Here is a 26,002-nt window from a genome sequence, read left to right as displayed (position 1 = left end):
GGCAGCTGGTACGTCTGCGCGGTGTGGTCGCTCGCGGTCAGATCCCGCCACGCGGACCTAGCTACAGGTGATGTTGTTCCTGGGGGGCGCACCCACGCCGCGGGACACCGAGAGAAGCCCACGAAGGACGACTTCGTTCTTAATGACCTTGGACCGCACGTCGTCCACGACGATCCTGACCCAGCCGCCGGCCGACTCCGGAAGCACGAGGGACTGGCCGACCGTCGCGACGCTGACCCTGCAACTGCGCTCGTCGGTCACCACCGAAAAGCTGAGTTGCTGGTCGGTGGTTTGCCAGCCGAAGACGCCGATGCGGATCGACCCGTCGGGGGTGCTGCCCGTTGCGGGCTTGTCGCGGTCGTCAGGGTCCTCCGACAAGGCGATCACGACGGGCGGGCCGCCCCGCGCCGGTGCGGGTGACACGGTGGCCGCCGGCGCGCCGGTAACGGACGGAGTGAGGCCGGACGGGGTGGGGTCGGTCGGGGTGGTGGACGCGCCGGGGCTCTGGGTCGTGCTCCGACCCTCGGGGGACCTCGGGTCGCCGCCCAGCAGGTCGGCCCGCCACCCGATGATCGCGAGGAGCAACAGGAGTGAACCCACGGCACCCGCCCACACCGACCGCCGGGGCGTCCACCGGCGCCCTGGGGAGGAGCCACGCTCGGGCGGTGCCGGTTTCCCGGCTCGCCCCTCGTCCGGGGTGCCGCCCGGCGGGGTCGCAGCGGCGCGGTTGCGGGCGATGGCGATGCGGTGCCCGTCGTTGCGGCTGCGGCGCTGCGGCCGTGGATGGTTCCGCGCGTGCAGGTGTTGGTCGACCTCGGTGAACAGGGTGTCCATGTCCAGCAGCCTGGGCCCGCCCGGTACGCCGTCTCGTAGCGTTTGCACCAGCGCGCCGGTGAAGGCGGTGTACTCGGCGCCGACCGCAGCGATCGCCGGCATGTTCTCGGCGGTCGCGGTCATCAAGTAGGCGCCGTCGACGACAGCCTGGTCGGCCAGTTGACCCGGTCCCGACATGAATCCGGACATCGCCCGCCCGCTGTAACAGCAGTCGAGCAGCACCACCTTCGCGCGGCAGCCCCGGGCGGCGGTGATCATCTCGCGGCGGACGTCGGCGAAGCGGACCGCACCCCATAGCCGCTCCCGACTGGCCTCGGGCAGCGCCAGGTACAACTCGGCGATGTCGTCGAGCAGGCCATGACCGGCGAAGTACACCACCAGCGCCTCGGTCGCGGCCAGGGACGCCTCGTGCACGGCCCTGAGCACCTCCTCGCCGGAGGTGGGGTCGATGACCATGCGGCAGTGCTCGGGCGGCAGGCCCCAGAGGTCCGGGTCGGTCAGCAGGGCGGCCAAGCCGCGCACATTGCGCTCGACCGCCGGGATGCCGGGCAGCGACCGGTACCGTGACACTCCGATCAGGACGGCCCGGGACCCCGCCGGATCGGGCAGGCCAGCTGTCATGGCGACGGCGGGTAGTCGCCCTCGTCAGGGCCGTCACCGCTGGCCGTGTCGCGCGCCGCGAGGAACGCGCTGATCATCTCGGCGGTGAACTGTGACGAGTCGTCGACGGTCAGGCGGACCCCGTCGGCCCGGACGACGGTGATGGAGGGGGGCCGGGGCCGGCTCTGCCGCCAGGCCAGCACCGCCAACCCGAGGCTGGACATCGCGGTCACATGGGTCAGGACCACGTCCACCACGTCGAGGGCGCCCATACTGCCCGGAGGCGGCGGGGCGGGCCGCACGTCGGCCACCCGCGCCAGTGTCGCGTCGGACCGCAGCCAGCCATACAGGGCGTTGAGCTCACCAGGACCATCGGTGAGGATCCGTACCCGCAACATCACTCCCCTCAGCGCCCAGCGGCGGACATCGACCACGATACTCGGGGAGCACCCAGGCGCGGGGCAACGACTACGCCGGTGCGCACCGCCTCGCGGCGGCGAGTGGTCCACGGCGAGTTTGGCCAGGTGTCGGCAGCGGGACGGCCCGGCGAACGTCGACCCTCCGCGGAGGGTTGATCGCCGGGCCGTCCCGGTGACGAGCCGTGCGTGGCGGCCCGCCGGTCAGCCGGTCAGAGGCCGGCGGCGTGCGCGGCGGCGGTACCGCCGACCACGGGTAGGACGATGTTGCTGCTCTTCAGCGCTACCTGCAGATTCGCTGCGGTGGTGTCCGCCTGGCTGGAGTACTGCGGGTAGCTGGCCACGATGATCACGCCGATGCGGTGGCCGGGCTTGAAGACATAGTCCTCCGGCAGCAGCGGGAAGCTGAAGTTGTACGACTCCCCCTGCACCAGCGGCACGGCGACGCGGATCGACTGCCGGTTCTGGGCGTCCATGATGCCCTTGGTGACCAGCTCGTAGTCGGCCGTGGCCACCCGCTTCGTGGTCTGCTTGTAGCAACCGTCGTCGGTCGGGCTGTTCTGGCCCCAGCAGTCCTCAGTGGTCAGGGTGATGATCCCCTCGCCGGAAGCCCGGTGCGCGACCCGCTCGTCGGTGCCGTAGTCGACCAGTACCGCCCCGAGGTTGGTGTCGGTCTGGTCGGCGGAGGCCCGCAGTTGCACTGTGGGTGTGCCGGAGATGTGCAGCGGCGCGGAGAGTGGCGCGGAGAGGAAGGCCAGCCGGTTGGGCTGCACCACGTCCGGGTTGAGGATCATGGTGTTCTGGCTCTGCGTGCGGCTGTCCTGGAACGCGCCGGTCGCCGGCTTCGCGGTCGGCACCAGCCCGAGACCGCCCGCACCGGTGGTGCCGGGCTGCAGGAACACCTCCGTGTCCGCCTTGCCGGGGATCGGCCAGTCGGCGTGGGTTTCCCACACGTCGGCGGAGCGCTCCAGGTCCACCCGCGGCTCGTCCATGATGCCGTTGGTGACGCCTTGCAGCCAGAAGTCGAACCACCGGTGCAGCGTCGACACCCACACCGCGCGGCGCGAGTCGAACGGGTCGACGTGGCCCTCCTGGGACAGCCACAGCTTGCGCGGCACGTTGTTCTCCGCCAGGGCGTACCAGAACTTGCTGAAGTGGTCCGGTCGGACGTTGTCGTCGTTGAGGCCGTGGTAGAGCAGCACGCTGGCGGTGACGTTGGGGACCTTCTTGACGTAGCTGCGCTCGTTCCAGAAGGCCGTGTAGTCGCCGTGCTCGTCGCCGTCGGCGGCGCCTATCGCGTCGCGCACCGGCTTGCAGTATTCCCGGCGCTCGGGGTTGGTGACCGTGTTGGCCAGCGACGCCACGTAGCTGTTGCCACGGGTGACCACCCCGTTGCTGCGTACGTAGTCGTAGTACTCGGTCGGTCCACTGATGGGCACGACGGTGGTCAGGCCCTTCACGCCGGTTACCGCCGTGGCCATTGCCAGCGAGCCGTCGTACGACTTGCCGATCATCCCCGTCTTGCCGTTGTGCCAGTCCGCCTTGACGACCTCACCGGCGGCGTTGCGGGCGGTGGCCCGGCCGTTGAGCCAGTTGATGGCCTGCTTGGCGCTCAGGTTGTCCTGGTTGGCGTTGGTGGTCGGGCAGCCGGTGGAGTTGTTGGTGCCGACCATGTCCAGCAGGATGACCGCGTAGCCGCGCGGCACGAAGTAGTTGTCGTAGAACAGCGGCCACTTGTCGAGCAGCCCGTCGCCGTCGAGGTCCGCCTTACATTCGGACTCGTTGCCTCGGCAGACCGTCGAGTAGTAGGGGCTGGCGTCCATCACCACGGGGGCCTTGAGCCCCAGCGCGGTGGCCGCCGGCCGCATCAGGTCGAACGCGATGATGTCGCGCAGACCGTCGTTGTCGCTGTCGAAGGTGGAGTCGATGAACAGGCGTTCCCTGATGGCGTCGGCGTAGCCGAACACCGGCTGGGTGACGCCGTCCTGGACGACGATCGACGGCGGGCCGTCCGCCGCCAGCGCCTGCGGCGCCGCGCCGAGGGCGGCGAGCACAGTCGCGGACAGTACGGCCACGCCTGCGCGCCAGCGCGTTCCCACTGTAGGCATGCATTCTCCTTGATGTGTCCGAGGCTGCGTACGCTACGAGTCGGTGGCCTGCGCCACCACCTGCACGTGTAGGAACTTCACCGGGTGTGGTTCGACGGGGTGCGGCACCGAGGTGCCTGGGCGACGGGACTACGGCTGGTCGGCAAGCACCAGCTCCCGCAGCCGCCGGTCGAGTGTCGGGGCATCCAGCCCACCCGGCCAGCCGCGGAGCAGGGCGCCACCCTTGGCCACCAGCACGACGGCCGGCGGCTCCCGCACCGCGTACGAACGCCAGATCGTCTGCTGGTCGTCTAGGACGACCGGGTACTCCACCCGGTGAGCGCGGAGGTAGTCCTGGACCTCGTCGGCCTGGTCCGCGCCGGCCACGCCGACGAAGACCACCCGGTCCCGATAGCTGCGCGCCAGCTCGCTGAGAGCGGCCTGGCTGCTGGCGCAGGTGGTGCACCAGGAGTTGAAGAAGGTGAGCACGACGGGACGCTGCGCCCACAGCTCGGCGGCGGCGAACGGTGTGCCGTCGGTCAGCGCGCCGGTGAATGCCGGGGCGGCCGGGGCGGTGCCGGGCGCCGGGCGCAACGCCAGGTCGGCGGGGACCGGTCCGGGCAGCGCCGCCGCCCCTCCGGCGGGCGCCGGCGTGGGCGCGGGCTCGGGTGTGCTGCATCCGCCCAGCAGCGCCGCCGCCAGCAACAGCGGCAGGAGTGCCCGCCTCATGACGGGACCACCGCCACCAGCGCCGGGCCCTCGCTGCTGTCCGGCGTCAGGTCGAGCGCCGGGTGGCCGTCCACCTCCAGCCGATAGGAGGTCCGCTTCGGCACGCGCACTCCGACGGCAAACTCGCAGTAGGTGGGCAGGCGCTCGACCCCCAGATCCTCGGCGAAGGCGGCCACCGCGGTCCCCGCCGGCAGCTGCCCGCTGGTCAGCGCGGCTCCGTCCGGGTCGAGCACGCGGAACGGCGCCCGGTTGTGGAAGTGCTGGTACGGACCGGTGCCGGCGCAGTCCACGCCCGCGGCGCGGATGTTGATGTCGCGAACCAGGACCCGGACGGTCGTCGGATCGACCGCCTCCTGGGCGGCGCCGACGGTGCCGCAGCCGGTCGCGCCGGCCAGCAGCAGGGGCAGCAGCGTCGTGATGCTTCGCCGCACCTCATCCTCCTTCCGTCCGCCTGCCGGGTCCGTGGCGGCCTACCGCCGCGGACCCGGCAGGAACGGGGTCAACCTCGGGCGTCGGTCAGGACTTCTCGACCCGGCACTGCTTGGTCACCGTCTTCGTCGGGTCGCTCTCCGAGGTCGCGGTGAGCTTCACGAAACCGGTGTTCGCGGCGGCGGCGGTGGCACCCACCGACACCTTGACCGTGGTGGCCTTGCCGAACTGCGCGGTGGCGAGCTGGCTGGGCAGCCAGGTCCGCCAGCCCTTGCCGGCCACCTCCGCCGACAGGCGGTAGACGTCCGACTTCAGGTACGCGCTGACGTCCTCCGGGTGCTGCTGCCCGCCGGCCGAGTAGGAACCGGTGTTGGTCAGCTCGAACGAGCAGGTCACCCCGCGGTTGGTCGGCTTGCCACCGCCGTTCACCTCGCCCTTGCCCAGTAGCACGCCGTGAGTGCTCGGCCCGCCGGTGCCGTCGAGCGAACGCACCGCCACGGTGTAGGAGAGCGAGCCGGCTGAGTCCCGCTTGAGGTCGATGATGTAGAAGTGCAGTCGGTTGGCCTCGTCGACGTACTCGTACTGGCTGCCGGTGTCCGCGCCGGCGTGGAACAGCGCGTCGGAGAGCTGCCGGTAGTCACCCATGGTGATCTTCTGCGGGGTGCCGTCGGGGCGGTAGAAGTCGATCATGTCGATGTCCTGCGGGTTGGCGTCCACCACCCACTGAAACGGCGCGCTGTCGGCGTTCTTCGTCTTGCTGAGCAGCACGCCGCTGTCGGGGGTGAAGGAGTCCGCGCCCATCCGGTCGACGACCTCGACTGTGTAGTTGTTGAAGTTGCCACCGTCGCACAACGGGTCGGTGGTGACACCACACGCCGGCGACAGGTCCTTGTTCAGCGCGATGTTCACACCGCTCAGGCCCTTCTGGCCGGCGTCGACCGCCCGGGCCGTGACCTGCGCGACCACCAGGCCCGAGGACGCCAGCGACTCCCGCGACAGCCGCAGCACGTGCTCCTCACCGAGCAGGCCGATCTTGAGCTTGTCCCGCACGGTGTGCAGGGAGCCCATCGAGCCGCCGTTGGTGGGCGGGATCTGCCAGCGGGTGTGCGGACCACCCGGGCCGTTGAACGACCCGCGCGACATCATGCTCCAGATCCCGGTGTACGCCCTGCGCAGCGGCTCGCCGTACGGGTTGTTGTAGTTGTCGCCGATGCCCAGCAGATGCGTCAGCTCGTGGGCGTAGACGCCCATGCCGGAGCTCTCCCCCTGCGTCGAGGAACCGCCGCCGGCGTTCGGCCACAGTGTCGCCGCCGCCTTCCACGAGGTCCAGTCCACGTAGCGGGTCTTCGCCCAGTTCGGCAGGTTGGGGTCCGGCGGGCCCCAGGCATCCGGCACGTCCTCCTTGTTCTGGAAGATCATCTGCCCGAACTCCTGCCAGGTCGACGACTCGTCCTGACCGGCGCTGAGGATGAACACCAACTCGTACTGGTTGGCGACCTCCTCGCCGACGGCCGCCCGCCAGGCACCCAGGCCGTCGGTACGGATGTTCTTGCCGCACACGTCCCCGCTCGGGCAGGCGCCCGGGTTGAAGCCGTTGTCCAGCCCGTACTGGTAGGACTTGGCCGGCATCTGGTACGGCCCGAACCCGGTGAGGTCGACGCCGTAGCGGCCGTTGGAGTCCTGCATCCAGTACTCGTGCAGGGTGTGGCCCTTGTTGAGGGTGTTCGGGCTGTTCAGGAAGTCCTGGTAGAACTTCGGCACGTCCGCCCGGGGAATGTTGGTCGCGACGGACTGGGGGTTGCCGAAGACCGTCGAGCGGGCCCGCTGGGAGACCGCGAACGTCTCGTCAGGATAGTCGAGCGCCACCAGGGCGATCTTGAAGTTGCGGACCGAGCCGGACACGCTCGGGTCGGCCCAGTTCTTGCCGGGCACGGCCTTGTAGTCGTTCCAGGTCATCGTGTCCGGGTTCTGCCAGGCCTGCGGGTCGAGGACCTGGAACGGCGCGGTGCCGCCGGCCGGGTTGGCCGGGGCCGCAGCGGCCTGCGCCGCGCCGGTCGCCACGAGCGTGGTCACCACGGCTGCGGCCAGCACGGCCCGCCTCAGCCGGGTGCGGTGGGGGGTAGCACGGTGCACGGAACCACCTCTCGTCGGAGGGAACGCGGCGCTGGCGTCCCGGTGGGGGTGTCGCGGAACATCTGTCAGCAGACCGCGCAGCGAATCTAGGAGCACGGGCCGGTGCCGGTCACTGTGCAGATGTCGGCAGGTAGGCCGGCGACTTCCGACACCTGAATGACCGGCGCCCACCGGCGGATCAGCCTGCCGGTCGAGGTCCGTCTCCTGGTCGGCCGACGACACGCAGGCATACACCACAACCTGGCCCTTGCCCGACGCCATACCGATCAACGGCTCACCCACCATGATCAGACGCCCAAGTCGGTAGGTGGGAACAGGCAGCTTCCCAGATTCTGGCAATCCTCTCCCCACCGACACCGCTCGTCATCACACCCGCACCGTGCGCGGCGGCGCTGGTGCGGTCCGTACCGGAAACCTAGGAACGTCTGTCTCCCCGGTCTTCGGACAGATGCCGGAACCGTCGCGACGCCGTCCGTCTTTTTGTCGTGACTTCGACAGTGGACCTTGCGCGATGGCCCACCGGCACCGGAGGGTAAGGACTGGCGGTCGCGCGATCCCTGTCACGCAGCGCAACCTGGGGAGTCATATGCACGGTGAGCTCCAGCGAATCGTCGACGCCGTCGCCGCCCGGGTGGGGCGACCCGCCCTCATCGAGGACCGGCGACAGCGGGTGGTCGCCTACAGCGAGCACGACGGCCCGATGGACGACGTCCGCCGGACGTCGATTCTGCGCCGGCAGACGACGCCGGAGGTGATCGCCTGGTTCCGAGACAAGGGCGTGCTCACGGCGCACGCGCCGGTCCGCACCCCCGCGTGCGCCGAGCTGGACCTGCTGGCGAGGGTCTGCGTGCCGATCCGGCACGACGACCTGTTGCTCGGGTTCGTCTGGTTCATCGACGCGGACGGTTCGATGACCGACGCCGACATCGCCACCGCGACCGGCCCCTTCAGCGACCTGTCGTTGGCTCTGTACCGGGAGAACCTGCTCGGTGAGCTCGCCTCACAGCGGGAGACCGAGGCCACCCGCACCCTGCTGGTGGAGAGCCGGCAGGCGCGCGAGCACGCGGCGCGGGCGCTGCTGGAGGAGGGCGTGGTGGTCGCCGACGGGTCGACAGTCGCGCTCGTCGCCCAGCTCGTGCCGGCCGCCGGGCGGCAGCCCGACGAGGTGGCCCGGATCGCCCTGGAACAGGCCCTGGTCAGCACCCGCCGGTGGATCGGCGTGCGGGAGACGCTGCACCTGGTCTGGCACGACCACGGCGTGCTGCTGGTCTGCGGCGACCGGGTCGCCGGCCGCCCCTCACCGGAAGCCTCCGCCGGGCACCTCAACGAGGCGCTGGGCACCGCGACCCGGGGCCTGGCCTCGGTGGGTCGGACGGTTACCGGGATCGGCCAGCCTCGGGGAGAGCTGTCCTGCGCCGTGAAGTCCTACCAGGAGGCCGCGCAGGCCGCCCGGGTCGGCATGCAACTGCCCGCGCTGGGCGGGGTGGTCTCCTGGGCCGGCCTGGGCATCTACCGGGTGCTGTCCCAACTGGACAGCCAGCAGCTCGACGTCGCGGGTGTCCATCCCGGGCTGGAGCGGCTGCTGCGCGACGATGCCCACCAGGTGCTGCTGGAGACCCTGGAGGCCTACCTTGACCTGGCGGGCAACGCGCACGCGACCGCCGAGAAGCTCCGACTGCACCGGACGACCCTCTACTACCGGCTGCAACGGGTGGAACAGCTCGCCGGGACCGACCTCAAGGACGGCAACGAACGGCTGTGCCTGCACCTGGCCATGAAGCTCGGTCGGCTCACCGGCCATTACCGCACGCCGTGACGCCGCCGTCCGCCGGTGGTGCCACCGCGGACAGCCGGCCCCGGGCGTTCCTCGTCAGACGAGGCGGGTCATCCAGCCGTACGGGTCGGCGGCCCGGCCGTACTGGATGTCGAGCAGGTGGCGGCGCAGCCGCATGGTCACCGAGTCCTCGGCGCCGGCCTTCGGGGCCGTCACCTCGCCGCCCTCCCAGACCAGGCGCCCGACCGGCGTGACCACCGCGCCGGTGCCACACGCGAAGACCTCGGCGATCGCGCCGGAGGCGACGCCCTCCTGCCATTCCCGGATCTCCACCGGACGCTCCTCCACCTCCAGGCCCAGATCCTTGGCAAGGATGAGGATCGACCCCCGGGTGACGCCCTCGAGGATCGTGCCGAGTTCCGGGGTGATGATCCGGCCGTCGGCCGTGATGAAGTAGAGGTTCATGCCGCCGAGTTCCTCCACGTAGCGGCCCTCGGCGGCGTCCAGGAAACAGACCTGCTCACAGCCGTGCTCGGTGGCCTCGACCATCGGCGCCAGGCTGGAGGCGTAGTTGCCACCGCACTTCGCCTCGCCCGTGCCGCCCCGCGCCGCCCGGGTGTACTCGGTGGAGAGCCAGATGGAGACCGGCTTGACGCCACCGGAGAAGTACGCGCCGACCGGGCAGGCGATCACCATGTAGGTGATCTCCTTCGCCGGGCGGACCCCCAGGAACGGCTCGGACGCGAACATGAACGGCCGCAGATAGACGCTGTATTCGTCCTCGTCCGGCACCCACACCTGATCGGCACGGACCAGTCCCTCGACCGAGGCCATGAAGTCCGGCACCGGCAGTTCGGGCAGTGCCAGCCGCCGGGCCGATCGGGCGAAGCGCTCGCCGTTGGCCTGCGGCCGGAACGACCAGATCGAGCCGTCACTGTGCCGGTACGCCTTCATCCCCTCAAAGATCTCCTGGGCGTAGTGCAGTACGGCCGCCGCCGGGTGCATGAGGATCGGACCGAAGGGGATGATTTCGGAGCCCTGCCAGCCGCCGTCCGGTCTCCACACCGCCCGTGCCATGTGGTCGGTGAAGTACGTGCCGAACCCCGGATTCGCCAGGATCTCGGCTCGCCGCTGCGCGCTCGCCGGGCTCGGATTCTGGTGCAACGGGAACGACAGGCTCATCGCCGGGTCCTCTCAGTGGCCGCATCCCTGGGCGCTCAGGTCACCGAGAACGAACAGAGGAAAGCTGTCGGATGACAGGTGCAGAATACCGACCGTATTGTCGCCGATCGTAGACAGACTGCGGCGACTCGGAGGGACGGTGCGGCCGTGAGTCGGGGTGACGAATGGATCGCCGCGGCCGCCGACAGCGTCCTCGTCAGGTGGTGGGCCGGGTGCTTCATCCCGTCTATCCGGGTTGGAAGCTACCTCATCGTCTCGGCCGAAACCCCGGCGCTCCGGTCAGGGCCGGAGCCACCAGGGGCTGGTGTAGGCCACCGCGAAGTCGTTACACGGGTGGCCGGCTGGGCCGGGGATGCCGTTGGGCAGGGACGGGTCGGAGATTCGGAGCACCACCCAGTCGCCGTCGGTGACGTTGAGCGGCACGGTGAAGTCGGTGACCTGACCGTTGACGGTGTCGATGACGTCGACGACGGTCGGCGCCGAGGTGCCGGGACGGAGGACCTGGATTCGCAGGGGCTTGCCGTCCCAGGCCGTGCCGCGGTCCAGATCCAGCAGGAACCGGATGTCGCCGGAGGTCACGTTCAGCACCCCACCCATGCGTACGCCGTTGGCGGTGGCGTCCACCCGTAGGCCCGAGACGCGCGTGGCGAAGGAACGGCGGGCGGCCATCGCCTCGAACACCGCCGCGCGGGTGTTCTCGGCGACCCACAGGCCGCTGCGGCCCTTACCCTCGTGGAAGCCCCAGCTGGTGCCGTGCTCGTCGGTGACACCGGTCAGAGCCGGCCGCCAACCGGCGTTCAGGCAGGCCACCAGCGGTGACGTCGCACCCGACGACCAGCCCTCGAAGAGGAAGTCGTCGGTCCGGTTGAACATCTCCAGCCCCACGAGCTGATCGCGGACCGAGGCGTTGAAGGAGAAGTTGTTGAACCGGCCCGCCTCACGACCGGGGTGGTTGAAGCTCGCCAGAGCCCCGGGCCGGCCGGCGAGCCAGTTGTACAGGCTGCCGGGGCTGCCGGCCCGCAACAGATCGGCGAAGTCGGAGGTGTTCCAGACGTTGATGTGCCCCTGCAACGGATGCGACCACTCGAACCCGCGGATCGCGGTGAACTGACCCGGGTCGTTGGCCGCGTTGGCCAGTTCACCGGTGGTCCGCCACTCGGACGAGCTGAGCCCGTCAATGGCGAAGAGGGTGGCGTGATCGGTCAGCGCGGCGACGTCCAGACCGGCCTCGCGCATCGAGGCGAACGCGGCCTCGGCGCTGCCGTCACCGTCCGACATGACCGTGTGGTTGTGCATGTCTGTGTGGACCAGCATCGTGCCCTGGGTGATCAGGGATGACCGAGCGGCGCCGACCGCCGCGGTCGGGGCGCCGGCCATCGTCGTGTTGGCCGCCCGGGCCGCGGTCGGTAGCGCGGCCAGCATCAGCGTTCCGCCGGCACCGGCCAGGAGCGCCCGTCGGCCGAGGCCTGCGGGGATCTCAACCTGGCCGTACGGCACGTCGTCGTCGGATCCGTGGTCGTGATGGCAGTGGTGTGGGTGATGTCCAGTCATAGTCATATACATGTTGATGAATCTGGCTGCGACGTCACAACCGTTCGTCTGTCAGGCGAACAGTGCGGTACGCGGAGTGAGCGGGTATCGAGTGCTGCCGCTGGATCCCCGGTCGCACGCCATCGACCTGACCACTCTCCCCCACCAGCCGGTCGGCCACTCCCCAACTTCCCGCGATCTGTAAACAACCCTTGATATTAAACGTCACGAACGTCAATATGTGGAGGTCGCGGGTCGTCGAAGCCTGGGGAGTGAGCCATGAGAAGCCGTCGGATTTTCGCAGTGCTAGCCGGGGCGGCGATGACCGTCACGGCCGCCGTCGCCTTCGTCCCCAGCAGCATGGCGGCCGTACCGTCGGCCAACGCCGTCCCGATGGTCGCCTGCACCGCCCCCACCTGGACCGAGGGCCCCACCTACCAGGCGGGCGCCCAGGTCACCTACAGCGGCCGGCTCTACCAGGCACTAGTCACCCACACCGCGCACCCCGGCGCCGGCTGGAACCCCGCCTCGACCCCATCGCTCTGGCGTGACCTCGGCGCGTGCTCGGGAACCACGCCGCCGCCCACCACGCCGCCGCCCACCACGCCACCACCCACGACCCCGCCGCCCACCACGCCACCACCGACCACACCTCCCCCCACCACGCCGCCGCCAACCGGTGGGACCTGCGCGGTGAAGTCACGGCCCACCGGCAAGGTGTTGCAGGGCTACTGGGAGAACTGGGACGGGGCCTCCAACGGCGTACACCCCGGCCTCGGCTGGATCCCGATCACCGACAGCCGGCTCAACCAGCACGGCTACAACGTGATCAACGCGGCGTTCCCGGTGATCCGCTCGGACGGCACGGTCCTCTGGGAGAACGGCATGGACGCCGGCGTGAAGGTGGCCACCCCGGCCGAGATGTGCCAGGCCAAAGCGGCCGGCGCCACCATCCTGATGTCGATCGGCGGAGCCGCAGCGGGCATCGACCTGAGTTCCGCCGCTGTCGCCGACCGGTTCATCGCGACGATCGTGCCGATCCTGACGGCCTACCATTTCGACGGCATCGACATCGACATCGAGACCGGCCTGACCGGCAGCGGCAACATCAACACCCTGTCCACGTCGCAGGCCAACCTGATCCGGATCATCGACGGCGTGCTGGCCCGGATGCCGTCGAACTTCGGCCTGACCATGGCACCGGAGACGGCCTACGTCACCGGCGGCAGTGTGGTCTACGGCTCGATCTGGGGCTCGTACCTGCCGATCATCAAGAAGTACGTGGACAACGGCCGGCTCTGGTGGCTGAACATGCAGTACTACAACGGCAGCATGTACGGCTGCGCCGGCGACTCGTACCCGGCGGGCACTGTGCAGGGCTTCACGGTGCAGACGCAGTGCCTGAACAACGGACTCACCATCCAGGGCACCACCATCCGGGTGCCGTACGACAAGCAGGTCCCGGGCCTGCCGGCGCAGACCGGGGCGGGCGGCGGCTACATGTCGACGTCGTTGGTCACGCAGGCCTGGAACTCCGTGCCCGGCCTGAAGGGCCTGATGACCTGGTCGGCGAACTGGGACGGGTCGAAGGGCTGGACCTTCGGCGACAACGTGAAGCGCCTGCAGGGCCGCTGACGGGTGACGGCGTCGGGCCTACCGCCAGCCGGTCCTCCGGCCGGCGGTAGGCCCGACGCTTCGCTCCCGCTGCGACTTGTCCAGGCTGCGGCGGGAACGCTCAGGGTTCGAGGTCGCCGGAGGTCATCCCTCAGCGGTGGGTCGACTGTGCACCACCAGTTCGTCGATCTCCAACCGGCCGACGCGCAGCTCCCGCACCACCGCCCGGCGGATCGCCAGCCGCCCGATGACCAGCGCCCCGACTGCCCCGGCCCCGACGGCCAGCGCCCCCACTGCGAGGGCGCCGAGCGAGGCCGCCCCCGCAGCCCGCGCCCCGGTAGCCGCCGCGCCCGTCGCCACCGCGCCATTGGCCCGCGCCCCGGTCAACCGCATCAGGCTTACATCTCGCTTCATTCCCCCATTGTCCGCATACCGCCGGCCGCCCGCTCCCCATAGATCCCGGATGTCACCCCGCCGTCCTCGCCGGTGCCGCCCGATTCCACCGCCCATCAGGTGTCCGCGCCACCAGTGATTTCCGCGTCTAACTGGAGGCCAGCTGCTGAGTCAGCCGATCCAGGGCATCCTCGATCAACTGTCCGTACTGGTCATCGCCGAGGGCGCCGATCCCCGCCTGTGCACGTTGGAGGTATTCGCGGGCACGGTCGAGGTCGCCGAGCTTGCGGTAGCACTCGGCCAGACTGAGGTGCAACGACGGATACAGGGCTGCCACCGACATCGGCACCCCGGCCCGCGCCAATCGGGCATCGGTGAGCAGGTCGGCCGCCGCCAGCGCGCGTTGATCCCAGATCAACTCCTGCTCGACGTCGTCCTGCACGTCGGCCATCGAGTGCGCGAGAACGCAGACGTGCAAGGGATCGCCTCGTTCCCCGCCGCTCTCGTCCCACATCTGCGTGAACAAGTCACGTGCGGCCTCACGCTGGCCCTGACCATGATGCAGCTGCACACCTTCGTTGATACGGGCGAGCGTCACGTCGGCGGTCAACGGCTGCTCCTGCACAGCTTCATCTCGCGATGAGGGCATGGATCTCATTCTGCGCCAACATCAGCTACGCGAGGGTACTTGTGTGCGAGCAGGGAAAAGCGAGATCATCACGCATGCTCGACCCCTCGCCCGAGGACGACGGGACCTCGCCGACCGTTTCCACACCGCATTTCGTGGGTCGTGATCGGGAGCTGGCGGCGCTTCGGGGCGCCTTGGCCCGGCCACCGGCGATCGTGCTGGTCGAGGGCGAGGCGGGGATCGGGAAGAGCCGACTGCTGCGAGAGTGGCTGGCCGCACCGGACCAGCGCACCGCTTTGGTGTCGGTGTGCCCACCGCTTCGCGAGTCGCTGACGTTGGGGCCGATCGTCGACGCGTTCGGTGGGATCGACCGTCCGGTGTCGCGATTGCGGCTCACCGAGCTTGCGGGTGCGTTACGGCCTCTGTTCCCTGAGTGGTCCACGGACCTGCCGCCCGCATTGCAGCCCCTGGACGATGCGAAGGCGGCGCGGCATCGCCTGTTCCGCGCCCTGGAGGAGCTTCTGCGGGCTCTGCGTGTCGACGTTCTCGTGCTCGAGGACGCTCACTGGGCCGACGAGGTGACCTTGGAGTTCCTGCTGTTCGTCACCTCCCGACAGCAGTCGCACGGGCCCAGCCTCGTGATCTCCTATCGGTCGGAGGAGGTGGACGACGGTTCGCTGTTGCTGCGGCTGACGTCCCGGTTGCCTGCTGGCGTGACCCAGCTGAGGATCGCCCTGGCACCCATGCGACCCGACGACACGGCAGCGCTGGTGTCCTCGATGCTGGACGGTAACCCGATATCCCAGGAGTTCACGACGTTCATGCACGAGCGGACCGGCGGCGTTCCGCTGGCAGTGGAGGAGTCGGTTCGCCTCATGTGCGACCGCGCCGACCTCGTCTTCCGCGACGGACAGTGGGTCCGGCTGAAGTTGCGCGAGCTGCAGGTGCCGCCAACGGTGCGCGACTCCACCCGGGAACGGGTGGGCCGTCTGTCGCCGACGGCGCAGCAGGTGTTGCGGGCCGCGGCGACGCTGGCTGAGCGGTCATCGGTGGAGACGATCGCGATGACCGCCGGTCTGTCACCAGCCGCGTGCCGAGGCGCTGTCGCGGAGGCGGCCGGCGCCGGTGTCCTGGACGGAGACGACCGCGGCCGGTGGCGATTCCGGCATGTGCTGGCCGCCACGGCTGTCTATGAAGCGATCCCGTTGACCGACCGCAGGCACTTCCACCTGCGGGCCGGCCGGGCCGTGGAGCACATCCATCCGCCGCCGGTGGCACAGCTTGCCCACCACTTCCGCGAGGCGGGCGAGACGCAGTCCTGGGCGCGGTACGCCGAGCAGAGTGCCGAGCTGGCCATGGCCTCGGGCGACCACACCAAGGCGGTCGACCTGCTCGTCGACCTGTTGACGTGGGCCGTGCTGGCGCCGGTGGACCGGGCACGGGTCGCGCGCATCTCCGGAGTCGCCGCACTGGGGCGCCGTGAACCGGTCGACGAGGTCTACCACCGAGTGATTCGTACCTTGCGCTCGGTGCTGGAGACCCCCGGTCTCTCCGCCCGCCAGCAGGCCGAGATCCGCAACCCCCTGGGTCGGCTCCTGATCACCGGAGGTGAGGCGCAGGCCGCACTCAGCGAGCTGGAGCAGGCGGTGGCCAACCTCGACCATGACCCGGTCGAGGCGGCTCGGGCAATGACCTACCTTGGCTGGGCCTATGCGGGACCGTGGCCGGCGTCGACCCATCGGCGTTGGCTGGATCGCGCCGCTGAACTCACCGCCGACTTCGATTCTCCCGCGGAGCGGCTGAACCTGGCCGGCAACCGGGCGGCGGCGTTGCTCATGCTCGGCGAAGAGGAGGCCTGGGACGTCGTCGCCGACCTGCCCGTCGACGGCGCGACGCCGGCGGAGCGTCTCGACGTGGCCCGCATCCACGCGAACGTCGGCACCGGCGCACTGATCTGGGGTCGGTACGCCGACGCGGAGGAACACCTCGCCGTGGCCATGCGCCTTGCCGAGGCCGAGCAGGCGTCCCGGTTGCACCACAACGTCGGACTCGAACAGGCCAACCTGGCCTGGTTCACCGGCCGGTGGGAGGGTCTCGCGGAGCGAAGCACGGCGCTCGCCGATGCCGACCGCGACCGGCCGGCGCACTACCTCGGCAGCATTCGCCTCGCTGCCCGGCTGGCAGCCGCAGCCGGTCGGCGGCGCGCGGCGGAGGAGCAGTTCCGGCTGGTACTCGAGGAGTCTGCCCGTCTCGGCGCAGCCGACGACACGATGGAGGCCGCCGCCGCGTTGGCCAGACTGTGGTTGACGGACGGAAACAGCGGCCGTGCGCTGCAGATCACGAATGAGCCAATGGACACCGTCCGGAGGAAAGGCATCTGGGTCTGGGCGACGGACCTCGTGCCCGCCCGGATCGAGGCGCACCTCGCCGCAGGGGATCTGAAGGCCGCGACCCGCCTTGGTGACCAGTTCGCCAGAGGACTGCGTGGCCGTACGGCGCCTGCGCCTCGCGCCGCGCTCACCGTCTGCCGTGCCCTGCTGCTCGCCGCAGCCGGAGACCAAGCCCGCGCGGCGGCGGCATACGGCCGGGCGGCCCGCGCCTGGAGCGCGTTGCCGCGCCCCTACGACGCCATGCTCGCCCGCGAACGTCAAGCCGAGGCGCTCATCGCGCAGGGCCAGATCGAGCAGGGCCGAGAGCTGCTGGCGGCTCAGTACGAGCAGCTGTTCAGGCTCGGGGCCCGCGGCGATGCGGACCGGGTCGCACAGCGGCTTCGCGAACAGGGCGCCGAGGTCCCGCGACTGTGGCGCGGCGGCCGACGCGGGTACGGCGACCAGCTCTCCCCTCGCGAGCTCGACGTGGTCCAACTGGTCGTCGCCGGCAAGACGAACCGGGAGATCAGCCGGATCCTGGCCAAGTCGCCGGCCACAGTGGATCAGCAGCTTCGTGCCGCGATGCGCAAGTTGAAGGTGAGCTCTCGGACCGCGCTGGCGGTCAAGGCAGTGGAGGCCGGAGTGTTCGCAGAAGAGGACTCCCTCCACGACGCGTCGTGAAAATTGACGTATCCGCTGGATAGCGACGGTCACTCGTCCCGCCGAGCATGACTCCATGATTCATAGCCGTTGTGCAATGCATGTCTGAGCGACCTGTCGCGGGCGACGACGCCGCCATCGAGCACCCGCCACCACCCGAGCTGCCCCGCGAGCCGGACGTCAGCGCCCCCGACGCCCGTGACGATGACGGTGCCGACGACCACAAGAACCACGACCCCTACCAACCCCTGTAGGTCGAAGGACTCTCATGAGACTCAAAGCCCTCGCGGCTTCGCTCGCCGCAGCGGTCGGCCTGAGCATGATCCAGGCTCCACCGGCGTCTGCTGCTGAGCCGGATCCCGGCGCCGCCGCCAACAAGATCGCCTCAAGCCTCAAGGACCGCTTCCGCACGTCTCCGGCTTCCGACTTCTGGATCACGTTCGAGACCAGGGCCGACCTCGGGCCAGCGAAGAAGATCACCGATTGGACCGCTCGTGGTCAGTTCGTCTACGACGCGCTGACCGCAGCGACGAAGGACTCCCTGGCATCCGTCTCCACCGACCTCGACCGGGCGGGCGTCAAGTACACCTCCTACCCGATCGCCAACGCCGTGCTCGTCAAGGGAGGCACCGAGAAGCTCGCCCTCAACGTGGCCTCCAAGGTGCAGGTCGCCGAGATCCACGCGACGCCGCAGGTCGCGCTGGTCGAGCCCGTGGACGAGAAGATCCCCGCCGACCAGGCTGCCCGCCCCACCGCCCCGAAGGCCGCCGCTGAGGCGGGCACCGTCTCGTGGGGTCTGGACGCCATCCACGCTCCGCAGGCGTGGGCGATGGGCGCCACCGGTGCGGGTATCACCGTGTCCAACCTCGACTCGGGCGTCCAGTTCGACCACCCCGCCCTGGCGCACCAGTATCGGGGAACGAAGCCCGACGGCACCGTCGACCACAACTACAACTGGATGGCCGCCCGGGGCACGTGCACGGGCACACCGTGCGACGACAACGGACACGGCACGCACACCATGGGCACCATGGTCGGCGACGACGGCACCAACCACGTCGGCGTCGCCCCGGACGCGCAGTGGATCGCGACGAACGGCTGCTGCGACAGCACCGGCGTCGAGTCGCTGCTGCGGTCCGGCTGGTGGCTGCTCGCCCCGACCGACGTCCAGGGCAACAACCCCGACCCGTCCAAGCGCCCCCACGTCATCAACAACTCGTGGGGCCAGACCGTCGAGCACAGCTTCGACGACTTCTTCCAGGCCATCGACGAGGCCTGGAGCGCCGCGGGCATCTTCAGTGTCTGGTCATCGGGCAACACCACGCCGTACGCGGCCTGCGACACCGTCTCCTCGCCCGGCTCCGCCGAGAGCGCCTACTCCGTCGGCGCGTACTCATCCGACGGCACGCTCGCGTTGTTCTCCCGCAAGGGCGAGGGTGAAGGTGGCCGGATCAAGCCCGAGATCTCCGCTCCGGGCGACGCCGTCCGTTCGTCCTACCCGAACAACAGCTACACCGAGATGTCCGGCACCTCGATGGCGGCACCCCACGTCGCCGGCGCCGTCGCGGCGCTGTGGAGCTACGACCCCACCCTGATCGGTCAGGTCGACCAGACCCGCCGCCTGCTCGCCGAGTCGGCCACCGACGTCGACGACACCGAGTGCGGCGGCACCGCCGAGGTCAACAACAAGTACGGCGAGGGCCGGCTCGACCTCGTCCGTCTGCTCGAGCTCGCGCCCCGACAGGGCGGCACCCTCACCGGTGTCGTCACCGCCAACGGCGCCCCGGTCCCCGCTGCCGAGGTGACGATCAGCGGACCGTTCAGCCGGTCGATCGGAACCGACAAGGACGGCCGGTTCACGACGAACCTTCCGGTCGGCGACTACCAGCTCAGCACCAAGGTCTTCGGCTACCTGACCGCGACCGCCAACGTCACGATCACCCTCGGCCAGGACACCTCCGTCAAGCTGCCGCTCACGGCCGCCGTGCGGCACGACATCAGCGGCAGGGTCGTCGACGACAAGAGGCGGCCCATCCCGAACGCCGACGTCTCCGTCAAGGACACGCCGCTGAAACCGGTACGCACGGATGCCAACGGCGCGTTCACGATCACCGCTGTCCCCGAGGGCGGGTACACGCTGGGCGTCAAGCCCAACGCCTGCTTCTCCCCCACGTCCGTACCGTTGACCGTCGGCGCGCAGAACGAGTCGCGCGAGATCCCCGTCGGGCTCGTCGTCGACAAGGGCGGCTACAGCTGCGCCGTTTCCGACGGCGCGTACCTGCGCGGCACCGACCCGGTGGCGTTCACCAGTGGCGTGTGGGCGACGGTGAAGCTGCCGTTCCCGATCGCGCTCTACAACGGCAGCCACGACACCCTCGGCATCGGCCTGCGCGGAGTGATCTCCCCGGACACCAGCACCGGCCCCGGCAGCGGCGGCGCGGGCATCTTCCCGTTCTCCGTCCAGACCCCCGTCGAGTTCGCCCCCGGCGGAGGAGTCTTCACGGCGGCCACCAAGGTCAACGGCGAGGACGCGTTCGTCGTCGAGTTCCGCGACGCCAAGCTCTGGGCCTACCCGGACCGGTCGGAGTACACAAAGCCGGTCAGCTACTCGGCCACGCTCACCCGCTCGGGCACCGTCATCTTCGGGTACGGCGCAGGCATCGGGACCGACGACCCGGTGACCGCCGGCGCGCACGCCATCACCGGCATACAGGGCTGGGCCGGCGTCGACGGCATCCGGTTCTCCGACAACGCCCCGGTTCTGCGCGACGGGATGATCGTCACCTACGACATGCCTGACTTCGGGTATCTGGACGCGACCGTCGTTGACCAGAACGACGGGTTGCCGGTGGCCGGGGCCAAGGTTTCGTTCACGGACAAGTTGGGGCTCGTCGAGACCGTCACGACCAACGGGACCGGCGTCGTGCACCGCCAGCTTCCGGTCGGCGACTACACCATGACTGTCGACGCGCCGAACTACACGACGGCGGCGTACCCCTTCTCCCTCGACAAGCTCTACGCGAATGCCAAGATCGACGCGCGCCTGACCACCGGTGCCGCCGGTCTGAAGGCCGACGGTCTGGACGCGCTGCTGGGTACCGACCAGAACGGCGTGGGCTCGCTGACGCTGACCAACAACGGTTCCGCCCCACTCACGTACAACCTGGGCGAGGCCGCCCGCCACCCCGACCTCGATGCCGCTGGCACCACCGGGCGCACCGGCACGGGTGCGGCCAGCACCATCGACCTCGCTGCCTGGAAGACCGGTGCGAGCGGCATGAAGCCGTCGAACGTCGACGGCAAGGCCGCGACGGCACCCGCCGCGGAAGCACAGGCTGCTGGCAAGGTCGGCGCGACCTCCGGCGGCGACGTCATCACCCGGATCCCCATCCCCGGCACGATCGCGGAGAAGGAGCCCTCCGGCATCGGATACGACGGCGACGTCTGGGTCCACGACTACAACGCGCGAACCAACACCGCCTGGACGGTGACGGGCAAGCCGACCGGGAAGGTCTTCGACGCGTCGTGGAACCCCGCGTACCGGGCGTTCGACATGGCGCTCGACACCAAGACCGGTGACATGTGCCAGATGGAGGACAGCCCGGCCAGCTACATCCACTGCTTCAACCGGGACACCGGCAAGGAGACGAGGCAGATCAAGGGTGACTGGTCCACGCTCCAGCTGACCGGCCTCGCCTACAACCCGACCGAGGACGTGTTCTACGTCGGCGGCCGGGCGAACGGCATGATCGGCACCGTCGCCGGTACGTCCCACGACAACCCGGGCGCCCTGCTGTCCTTCTGCGCGCCGCCGCTGCCCGAGGTGATGGGTCTGGCCTACAACCAGGCGTCCGACACCATCTGGTACACCGACCTCACCTCGAACCGGCCCACCCGCCTGCTGCAGGTCGACCCCGACGACTGCTCACTGGTGAACGCGTGGTGGTTCCCGGGCCAGAAGGCGGGCCAGGGCGGCGGGCTCGAAACCGACTCGACCGGTGCGCTGTGGGCGGCGGACCAGGTCGCCGACGACGTCGTGCTGGTCGACGTCGAGGACGACCTGCTCACCGACCTGCCGTGGCTGTCGCTCTCCTCGACCAACGGAACCCTCGCCCCGGGTCAGTCCACGACCGTCAAGGTCTCGATCTCCTCGAAGGGCGTCAAGCCAGGGGTCCTCGGCGCGAACATCGTGGTGAGGTCCGACTCCGGACGCCAGTCCAAGACCTACGTCCCGGTGACGCTCACGACCACGAAGTACCAGGTAGGCGTCAACGCCGGCGGCTCGAAGCTCACCGACGGCTCCGGCTACACCTGGTCCGCCGACCAGGCCGCCGGCAAGGCGGCGTGGGGTTACGAGGGAAAGACCAGGGTCGCCTCCACGAAGGCCGGGATCGCCGGCACGACGGACGACACCCTGTTCCAGTCGCAGCGCACCACGCCGGACAAGCAGTTGTTCTACCGCTTCCCTGACGCGCCCAAGGGCACCTACGCGATCGACTTCGGGTTCGCCGAGATCGAGAAGGTGGCCAAGGGCAAGCGGGTGTTCGACGTCCTCGTGGACGGAACGCTGACGGAGTACGCGTACGACCCGGCCGCGGCCGTGGGGCCGAACGCCGCCGACTGGCGCAGCGCCGTCGTCAAGCACGAGGGCGGTCCGCTGACCGTGGAGCTGCGGGGCTCGAAGGGTCTGAAGACCCCGACCATCGCCGCGCTGCGGGTCACTCTCGACCCGCGCGCAGACACGGCGGAGCCGGAGCCCCAGCCCGAGCAGCCGGAGCCGGGCCCCGTGCCGGTGGCCCCCGCCGGCCGCTCGTACTCGATGAAGGTGACCGACGGGCTCTACCGCCAGGGCACGCAGGAGTCCGGATGGCACGGCGATGACCTGTGCGGCGTGCTGTGGTTCGACTCCAGCTTCCTGCAACCGTTCTACGACACGGCCTGGGACGGCGTGTGTGTGACGACGAACGGCGCGCTGACCTTCGACCGCGCCAGCACGCAGGGGAGCAACACGGCACTGCCGTCGCCGTACCCGATCGACGCGATCTACCCGCTCTGGGACGACCTCATCGTCGACGACGAGGCAGGCATCTACTTCGGCACGACCGAGGTGGACGGGCTTGCGGCGCAGGTCATCGAGTGGCGCGATGTCGCCTTCTACAGTGACCGGACGGCTCGCGTGAGCTTCTCGGTCACCCTGATCGCGGACGGTCGGATCCAGATCGGGTACGGCGACGGCGTCGGCGGCGACAACCCCCTCACCCGCGGGTCGTCGGCGACGGTCGGCGTGGAGAGTCTGACTCGCAACCCGGCGAGCCAGTACTCCTTCAACCAGCCGGTCCTGAAGGCCGGTCTGGGGTTGGAGTACACCCTCCCGGCCGCGGGCACGATCGAGGGTACGGTCACCGACAAGAACGACGGCAAGCCGATCGAGGGCGCGATCGTCACGCTCAAGGGGCCGGCCGGTGAGCGGGTCATCACCACCGACGCAAAGGGCCGGTGGAAGGCTCAGGCGCTGGTCGGCGAGAACACCGTGCAGGTCGAGGCGCCGAACTACGTGACCGCCAGCCACCCGGTGACCATCGCCAAGAAGGATCAGGCCGAGGTGGTCGTCACGGCGTTGACCACCGGCGTCGCCACCGTCACCGGAGGTGACTTCGACTGGCTCCTCGACAAGGCCCAGAAGGCGACGGCCGACGTGACCGTGACCAACAGCGGCTCCGCCCCGCTGGAGGTGCGGATCAGCGAGCAGAAGCGCACCAGCGACGGTGGGCACGAGGCCGCCGACCTTGCCTGGCTGGCCCTCACGGGCCCGGCCGCGACCGGCACGGTCACGCTCGCAGCCGGCGAATCCACCACGGTCACGGCGACGGCCGACAACGGCGGGGTCCAGCCCGGCGTGCTCGTCGGAGACGTACTGGTGGCGTCGAACGCCGGCAAGGGCGAAGCCCAGCTCAAGCCGGTCCGCCTGGCGACCTCGGCCTACTGGAAGGGCGTCGACGTGGGCGGATCCGGGCACGTCGGCGCCGACGGCTTCGTCTGGTCGCCCGACCAGCAACTCGGCTCGCGTCCGTGGGGCTACGTCGGCGGCAAGACGCGCGCCACCAAGGCCGACATCGCCGGCACCGAGGCCGACGCGCTGTTCCGCACCCAGCGGACCGGCGAGACGTTCAGCTACGTGTTCAAGAACGCCCCCGCCGGCAGGTACCGGATCGGCCTCGACTTCGCCGAGATCGAGAAGGTCAAGGTCGGCAAGCGTGCCTTCGATGTGCTGGTCGACGGCAAGGTCGTGCTCTACGACCACGACGTGCAGGCGAAGGTGGGTGCGCTGACCGCGGACCTGAACGCGGTCACTGTCGAGCACACCGGTGGCGATCTGAAGGTCGAGCTTCGCCGCGAGAAGGGTGAGGCCGACCCGATCCTCAACGCCCTCAAGGTCCAGCAGGATCCCCGCGTCTAGTTCGCCGAGAGTGGTCAGAGCCCCCACGGCGATTCTCTCCGTGGAGGCTCTGACCACGACTACCCACGGTTGCTGGACGTGGTGGGGTGCGTCGTCGTCGCCGTAGGCTCCGGTGCCGTCGCCCGGCCATCGGTCACCGCGCCCGTGAGGGCCGCTCCTGGCGCCGATGGCTTTCCGTCGCGGCCGAGACTCCACGGACGATCCAGTCCAACCCATAGGCGTCCTAGTTTGTTGACAGGCACCACATCAGCTTAGTCTGGACGGTATGGTCCAGTTGATAGCACGGACGGCAGCGGGGTCGCGGCCATGCGGCCGCCACTCGGGGAGGGGCGCATGGCGGTGATCACACGTGGCTTCGGTGGCCGCAGACGCGACGACGACGATCTCCCGCCCGGCCAGTACCGCACGGACGACTTCCCGGTACTGTCGGCGGGCCCCACACCGCGCATCGGGCTCGACAAGTGGGAACTCGCCATCGTCACCGAGACCGGCGAGCGGAGCACGTGGTCATGGGCCGAGTTCACCGCGCTTCCCGCCGACGAACCGACAGTTGACATCCATTGCGTCACACACTGGTCGAAGTTCGGCACGCGCTGGCGAGGCGTCTCCATGGACACCTTGCTGGCCGATGTCGAGACTTCGGCCGAGTACGTCGTCGCCCACTCCTACGGCGGCTACACCACCAACATCCCGCTCGAGGACCTTATCGACGGCCAGGCCTGGGTGGCGTACGAGTTCGACGGTGAGCCGCTGGTTCCGGTGCACGGCGGGCCAGCGCGTCTCCTCGTTCCTCACCTGTACTTCTGGAAGAGCGCGAAATGGCTGCGCGCTCTGGAACTGCGTCTCGACGACGAGCCCGGGTTCTGGGAGACGGCCGGCTACCACAACTACGGGGACCCATGGCGCGAGCAGCGATACCTGGCAGACTGACCTGGCGGCCGGCGATTGTCGCCGCTACCCGCGCGGAGACTGCGACGGCGCGGACCCTGGTCCTCGACGTCGACGGCTGGACACGTCACGTGCCGGGCCAGCATGTCGACGTCCGGTTGACGGCTCCCGACGGCTACACGGCGTACCGCAGCTACTCGATCTCATCAGCCCCGGGACCCGATCGGCTTGCGGTGACGGTCCAGGCGGTGACCGACGGTGAGGTCTCGCCGTACCTCGTCGACGTTGCGGAGCCGGGTGACCAGTTCGAGATCCGCGGGCCGCTCGGCGGCTGGTTCGTACGCCCACCCGCCGACCCGCGCCCGGCATTGCTGATCGGCGGCGGATCCGGCGTGGCGCCCCTGATGTCGATGGTGCGTGCGGCGACGGCTCCCACCAGGCTGATCTACTCGACCCGGTCCCCGTCGGATGCCCTGTTCACGGCGGATCTTGCGACCGCAGCAGCCGCAGACGATGCTCCTGTCGCCGTCACCCACGTCTATACCAGGGTCGCGCCCCCTGGCTGGCCGGCCCCACCTCGACGACTCGACGCGGACACCCTCGCCCGCGTCACCTGGCCCAGTGATGCCGACGTTGTCGCGTTCGTCTGCGGGCCCACCGGATTCGTCGAGACCGTGGCCGACCTTCTCGTGGCCATCGGCCACAACCCCAGAAACATCCGCACCGAACGCTTCGGACCCACGGGAGGATGACCCCGTCGAGCACCACCGAGAATCCGAGCAAGCGGGCGAAGCGAGAGTCCGGAGAAGACATGACGAACAACGCTGAGGACATGGTCACGTTGACCAGCGCCGAGCAGGATCCGGGTGGCTCGAGCCTGCCGGTAACCACCCCGCCCGACGCGGAAGACTTCGTCATCACCAACGACAGCGCGCGCGGCATCTACGAGGCCGCTATAGGGGGCCGGACAGCCGCAGGGCTCGTCTACAGCAAGGTGGGAAGCCGCGTCATACTGTCGGCGACATCCGTGTTCCCCGAGTTCCGGGGGAAGGGAGTAGCGAGCAGGCTCATCGGCGGCGTCCTCCACGAGCTGCGCAGGCAAGGAAAGACCGCTGCCGTGACCTGCCCGTTCGCGACAGCATTCGTCAATGCTCATCCGGAATATGCCGACGTTCTGGACCCGGCATTCCCTCGGTCGCACTCCGCCGAGCAGCGGGGGCATTGAACACGCGTGGTCGCGGCTGAGGTCGGCCCTGCTGAACTGGCCGCCAGGTTGTGT

Annotated in this window: 18 protein-coding genes; 8 read left to right on the top strand and 10 right to left on the bottom strand. The window is 69.6% G+C overall.

The window, feature by feature from the left end; translation table 11 throughout:
* Positions 1–57: 57 nt before the first annotated feature.
* The 6 genes from ACIA47_RS16660 to ACIA47_RS16635 form a co-directional block, all read right to left on the bottom strand.
* Positions 58–1,455, bottom strand: coding sequence for a caspase family protein (locus tag ACIA47_RS16660; protein WP_396708719.1), 1,398 nt, complete (start codon positions 1,453–1,455; stop codon positions 58–60).
* Positions 1,452–1,829, bottom strand: a complete 378-nt coding sequence (locus ACIA47_RS16655) for a hypothetical protein (protein WP_396708717.1) — start codon at positions 1,827–1,829, stop codon at positions 1,452–1,454. The genes ACIA47_RS16660 and ACIA47_RS16655 overlap by 4 nt, the downstream gene beginning before the upstream one ends.
* Positions 1,830–2,062: 233 nt before the next feature.
* Positions 2,063–3,958 carry a CocE/NonD family hydrolase gene (locus tag ACIA47_RS16650; RefSeq protein WP_396708715.1) on the bottom strand — a complete coding sequence of 632 codons (1,896 nt, stop codon included), beginning with the start codon at positions 3,956–3,958 and terminating at the stop codon, positions 2,063–2,065.
* Positions 3,959–4,087: 129 nt separating this feature from the next.
* Complete coding sequence (locus tag ACIA47_RS16645) at positions 4,088–4,666, bottom strand: TlpA family protein disulfide reductase (RefSeq protein WP_396708713.1); 579 nt, start codon at positions 4,664–4,666, stop codon at positions 4,088–4,090.
* Entirely contained in the window at positions 4,663–5,097 is a 435-nt protein-coding gene (locus tag ACIA47_RS16640) for a hypothetical protein (RefSeq protein ID WP_396708711.1), read from the bottom strand. The genes ACIA47_RS16645 and ACIA47_RS16640 overlap by 4 nt, the downstream gene beginning before the upstream one ends.
* A gap of 85 nt (positions 5,098–5,182) precedes the next feature.
* A complete protein-coding gene (locus ACIA47_RS16635; protein ID WP_396708709.1) occupies positions 5,183–7,228 on the bottom strand; it encodes a M6 family metalloprotease domain-containing protein in 2,046 nt (681 codons plus the stop codon).
* 586 nt (positions 7,229–7,814) lie between these two features.
* On the opposite strand from ACIA47_RS16635, the gene ACIA47_RS16630 reads away from it, so the two are divergent.
* Positions 7,815–9,044 carry a PucR family transcriptional regulator gene (locus ACIA47_RS16630; protein WP_396708707.1) on the top strand — a complete coding sequence of 410 codons (1,230 nt, stop codon included), beginning with the start codon at positions 7,815–7,817 and terminating at the stop codon, positions 9,042–9,044.
* 54 nt (positions 9,045–9,098) lie between these two features.
* Here ACIA47_RS16630 and ACIA47_RS16625 read toward each other — a convergent pair whose 3' ends face one another.
* Positions 9,099–10,184, bottom strand: coding sequence for a branched-chain amino acid aminotransferase (locus ACIA47_RS16625; RefSeq protein WP_396708705.1), 1,086 nt, complete (start codon positions 10,182–10,184; stop codon positions 9,099–9,101).
* A 279-nt stretch (positions 10,185–10,463) separates the two neighbouring features.
* Positions 10,464–11,741, bottom strand: coding sequence for a CehA/McbA family metallohydrolase (locus tag ACIA47_RS16620; RefSeq protein ID WP_396708703.1), 1,278 nt, complete (start codon positions 11,739–11,741; stop codon positions 10,464–10,466).
* Between the two features lie 252 nt (positions 11,742–11,993).
* Here ACIA47_RS16620 and ACIA47_RS16615 point away from each other — a divergent pair, with 252 nt between their 5' ends.
* On the top strand, positions 11,994–13,349 hold the full coding sequence (locus ACIA47_RS16615; protein WP_396708701.1) for a carbohydrate-binding protein: 1,356 nt from the start codon (positions 11,994–11,996) through the stop codon (positions 13,347–13,349).
* Between the two features lie 123 nt (positions 13,350–13,472).
* Here the strand turns inward: ACIA47_RS16615 and ACIA47_RS16610 are convergent, their stop codons facing one another.
* Complete coding sequence (locus ACIA47_RS16610) at positions 13,473–13,742, bottom strand: hypothetical protein (protein WP_396708699.1); 270 nt, start codon at positions 13,740–13,742, stop codon at positions 13,473–13,475.
* Positions 13,743–13,869: 127 nt separating this feature from the next.
* On the bottom strand, positions 13,870–14,346 hold the full coding sequence (locus ACIA47_RS16605; protein ID WP_396708697.1) for a tetratricopeptide repeat protein: 477 nt from the start codon (positions 14,344–14,346) through the stop codon (positions 13,870–13,872).
* A gap of 98 nt (positions 14,347–14,444) precedes the next feature.
* Between ACIA47_RS16605 and ACIA47_RS16600 the strand changes: the two genes are divergently transcribed.
* The 6 genes from ACIA47_RS16600 to ACIA47_RS16575 all read left to right on the top strand — a co-directional run bounded on the left by ACIA47_RS16600 (position 14,445) and on the right by ACIA47_RS16575 (position 25,948).
* Positions 14,445–17,399, top strand: coding sequence for an ATP-binding protein (locus ACIA47_RS16600; RefSeq protein WP_396708695.1), 2,955 nt, complete (start codon positions 14,445–14,447; stop codon positions 17,397–17,399).
* 80 nt (positions 17,400–17,479) lie between these two features.
* Positions 17,480–17,632: a hypothetical protein gene (locus tag ACIA47_RS16595; RefSeq protein WP_203119554.1), complete on the top strand. Its 153-nt coding sequence runs from the start codon at positions 17,480–17,482 to the stop codon at positions 17,630–17,632.
* Positions 17,633–17,646: 14 nt separating this feature from the next.
* Positions 17,647–23,835, top strand: coding sequence for a S8 family serine peptidase (locus tag ACIA47_RS16590; RefSeq protein ID WP_396708692.1), 6,189 nt, complete (start codon positions 17,647–17,649; stop codon positions 23,833–23,835).
* A 333-nt stretch (positions 23,836–24,168) separates the two neighbouring features.
* Positions 24,169–24,765 carry a sulfite oxidase-like oxidoreductase gene (locus ACIA47_RS16585; protein WP_396708690.1) on the top strand — a complete coding sequence of 199 codons (597 nt, stop codon included), beginning with the start codon at positions 24,169–24,171 and terminating at the stop codon, positions 24,763–24,765.
* Complete coding sequence (locus ACIA47_RS16580; protein ID WP_396708688.1) at positions 24,735–25,475, top strand: FAD-binding oxidoreductase; 741 nt, start codon at positions 24,735–24,737, stop codon at positions 25,473–25,475. The genes ACIA47_RS16585 and ACIA47_RS16580 overlap by 31 nt, the downstream gene beginning before the upstream one ends.
* Positions 25,476–25,534: 59 nt before the next feature.
* A complete protein-coding gene (locus tag ACIA47_RS16575; RefSeq protein WP_396708686.1) occupies positions 25,535–25,948 on the top strand; it encodes a GNAT family N-acetyltransferase in 414 nt (137 codons plus the stop codon).
* Positions 25,949–26,002 lie beyond the last annotated feature (54 nt).

The organism is Micromonospora sp. NPDC051227, assembly GCF_044455385.1.
In the GTDB taxonomy this organism is placed as follows: Bacteria; Actinomycetota; Actinomycetes; order Mycobacteriales; family Micromonosporaceae; genus Micromonospora.
This window is presented reverse-complemented; position numbering and strand designations above follow the sequence as displayed.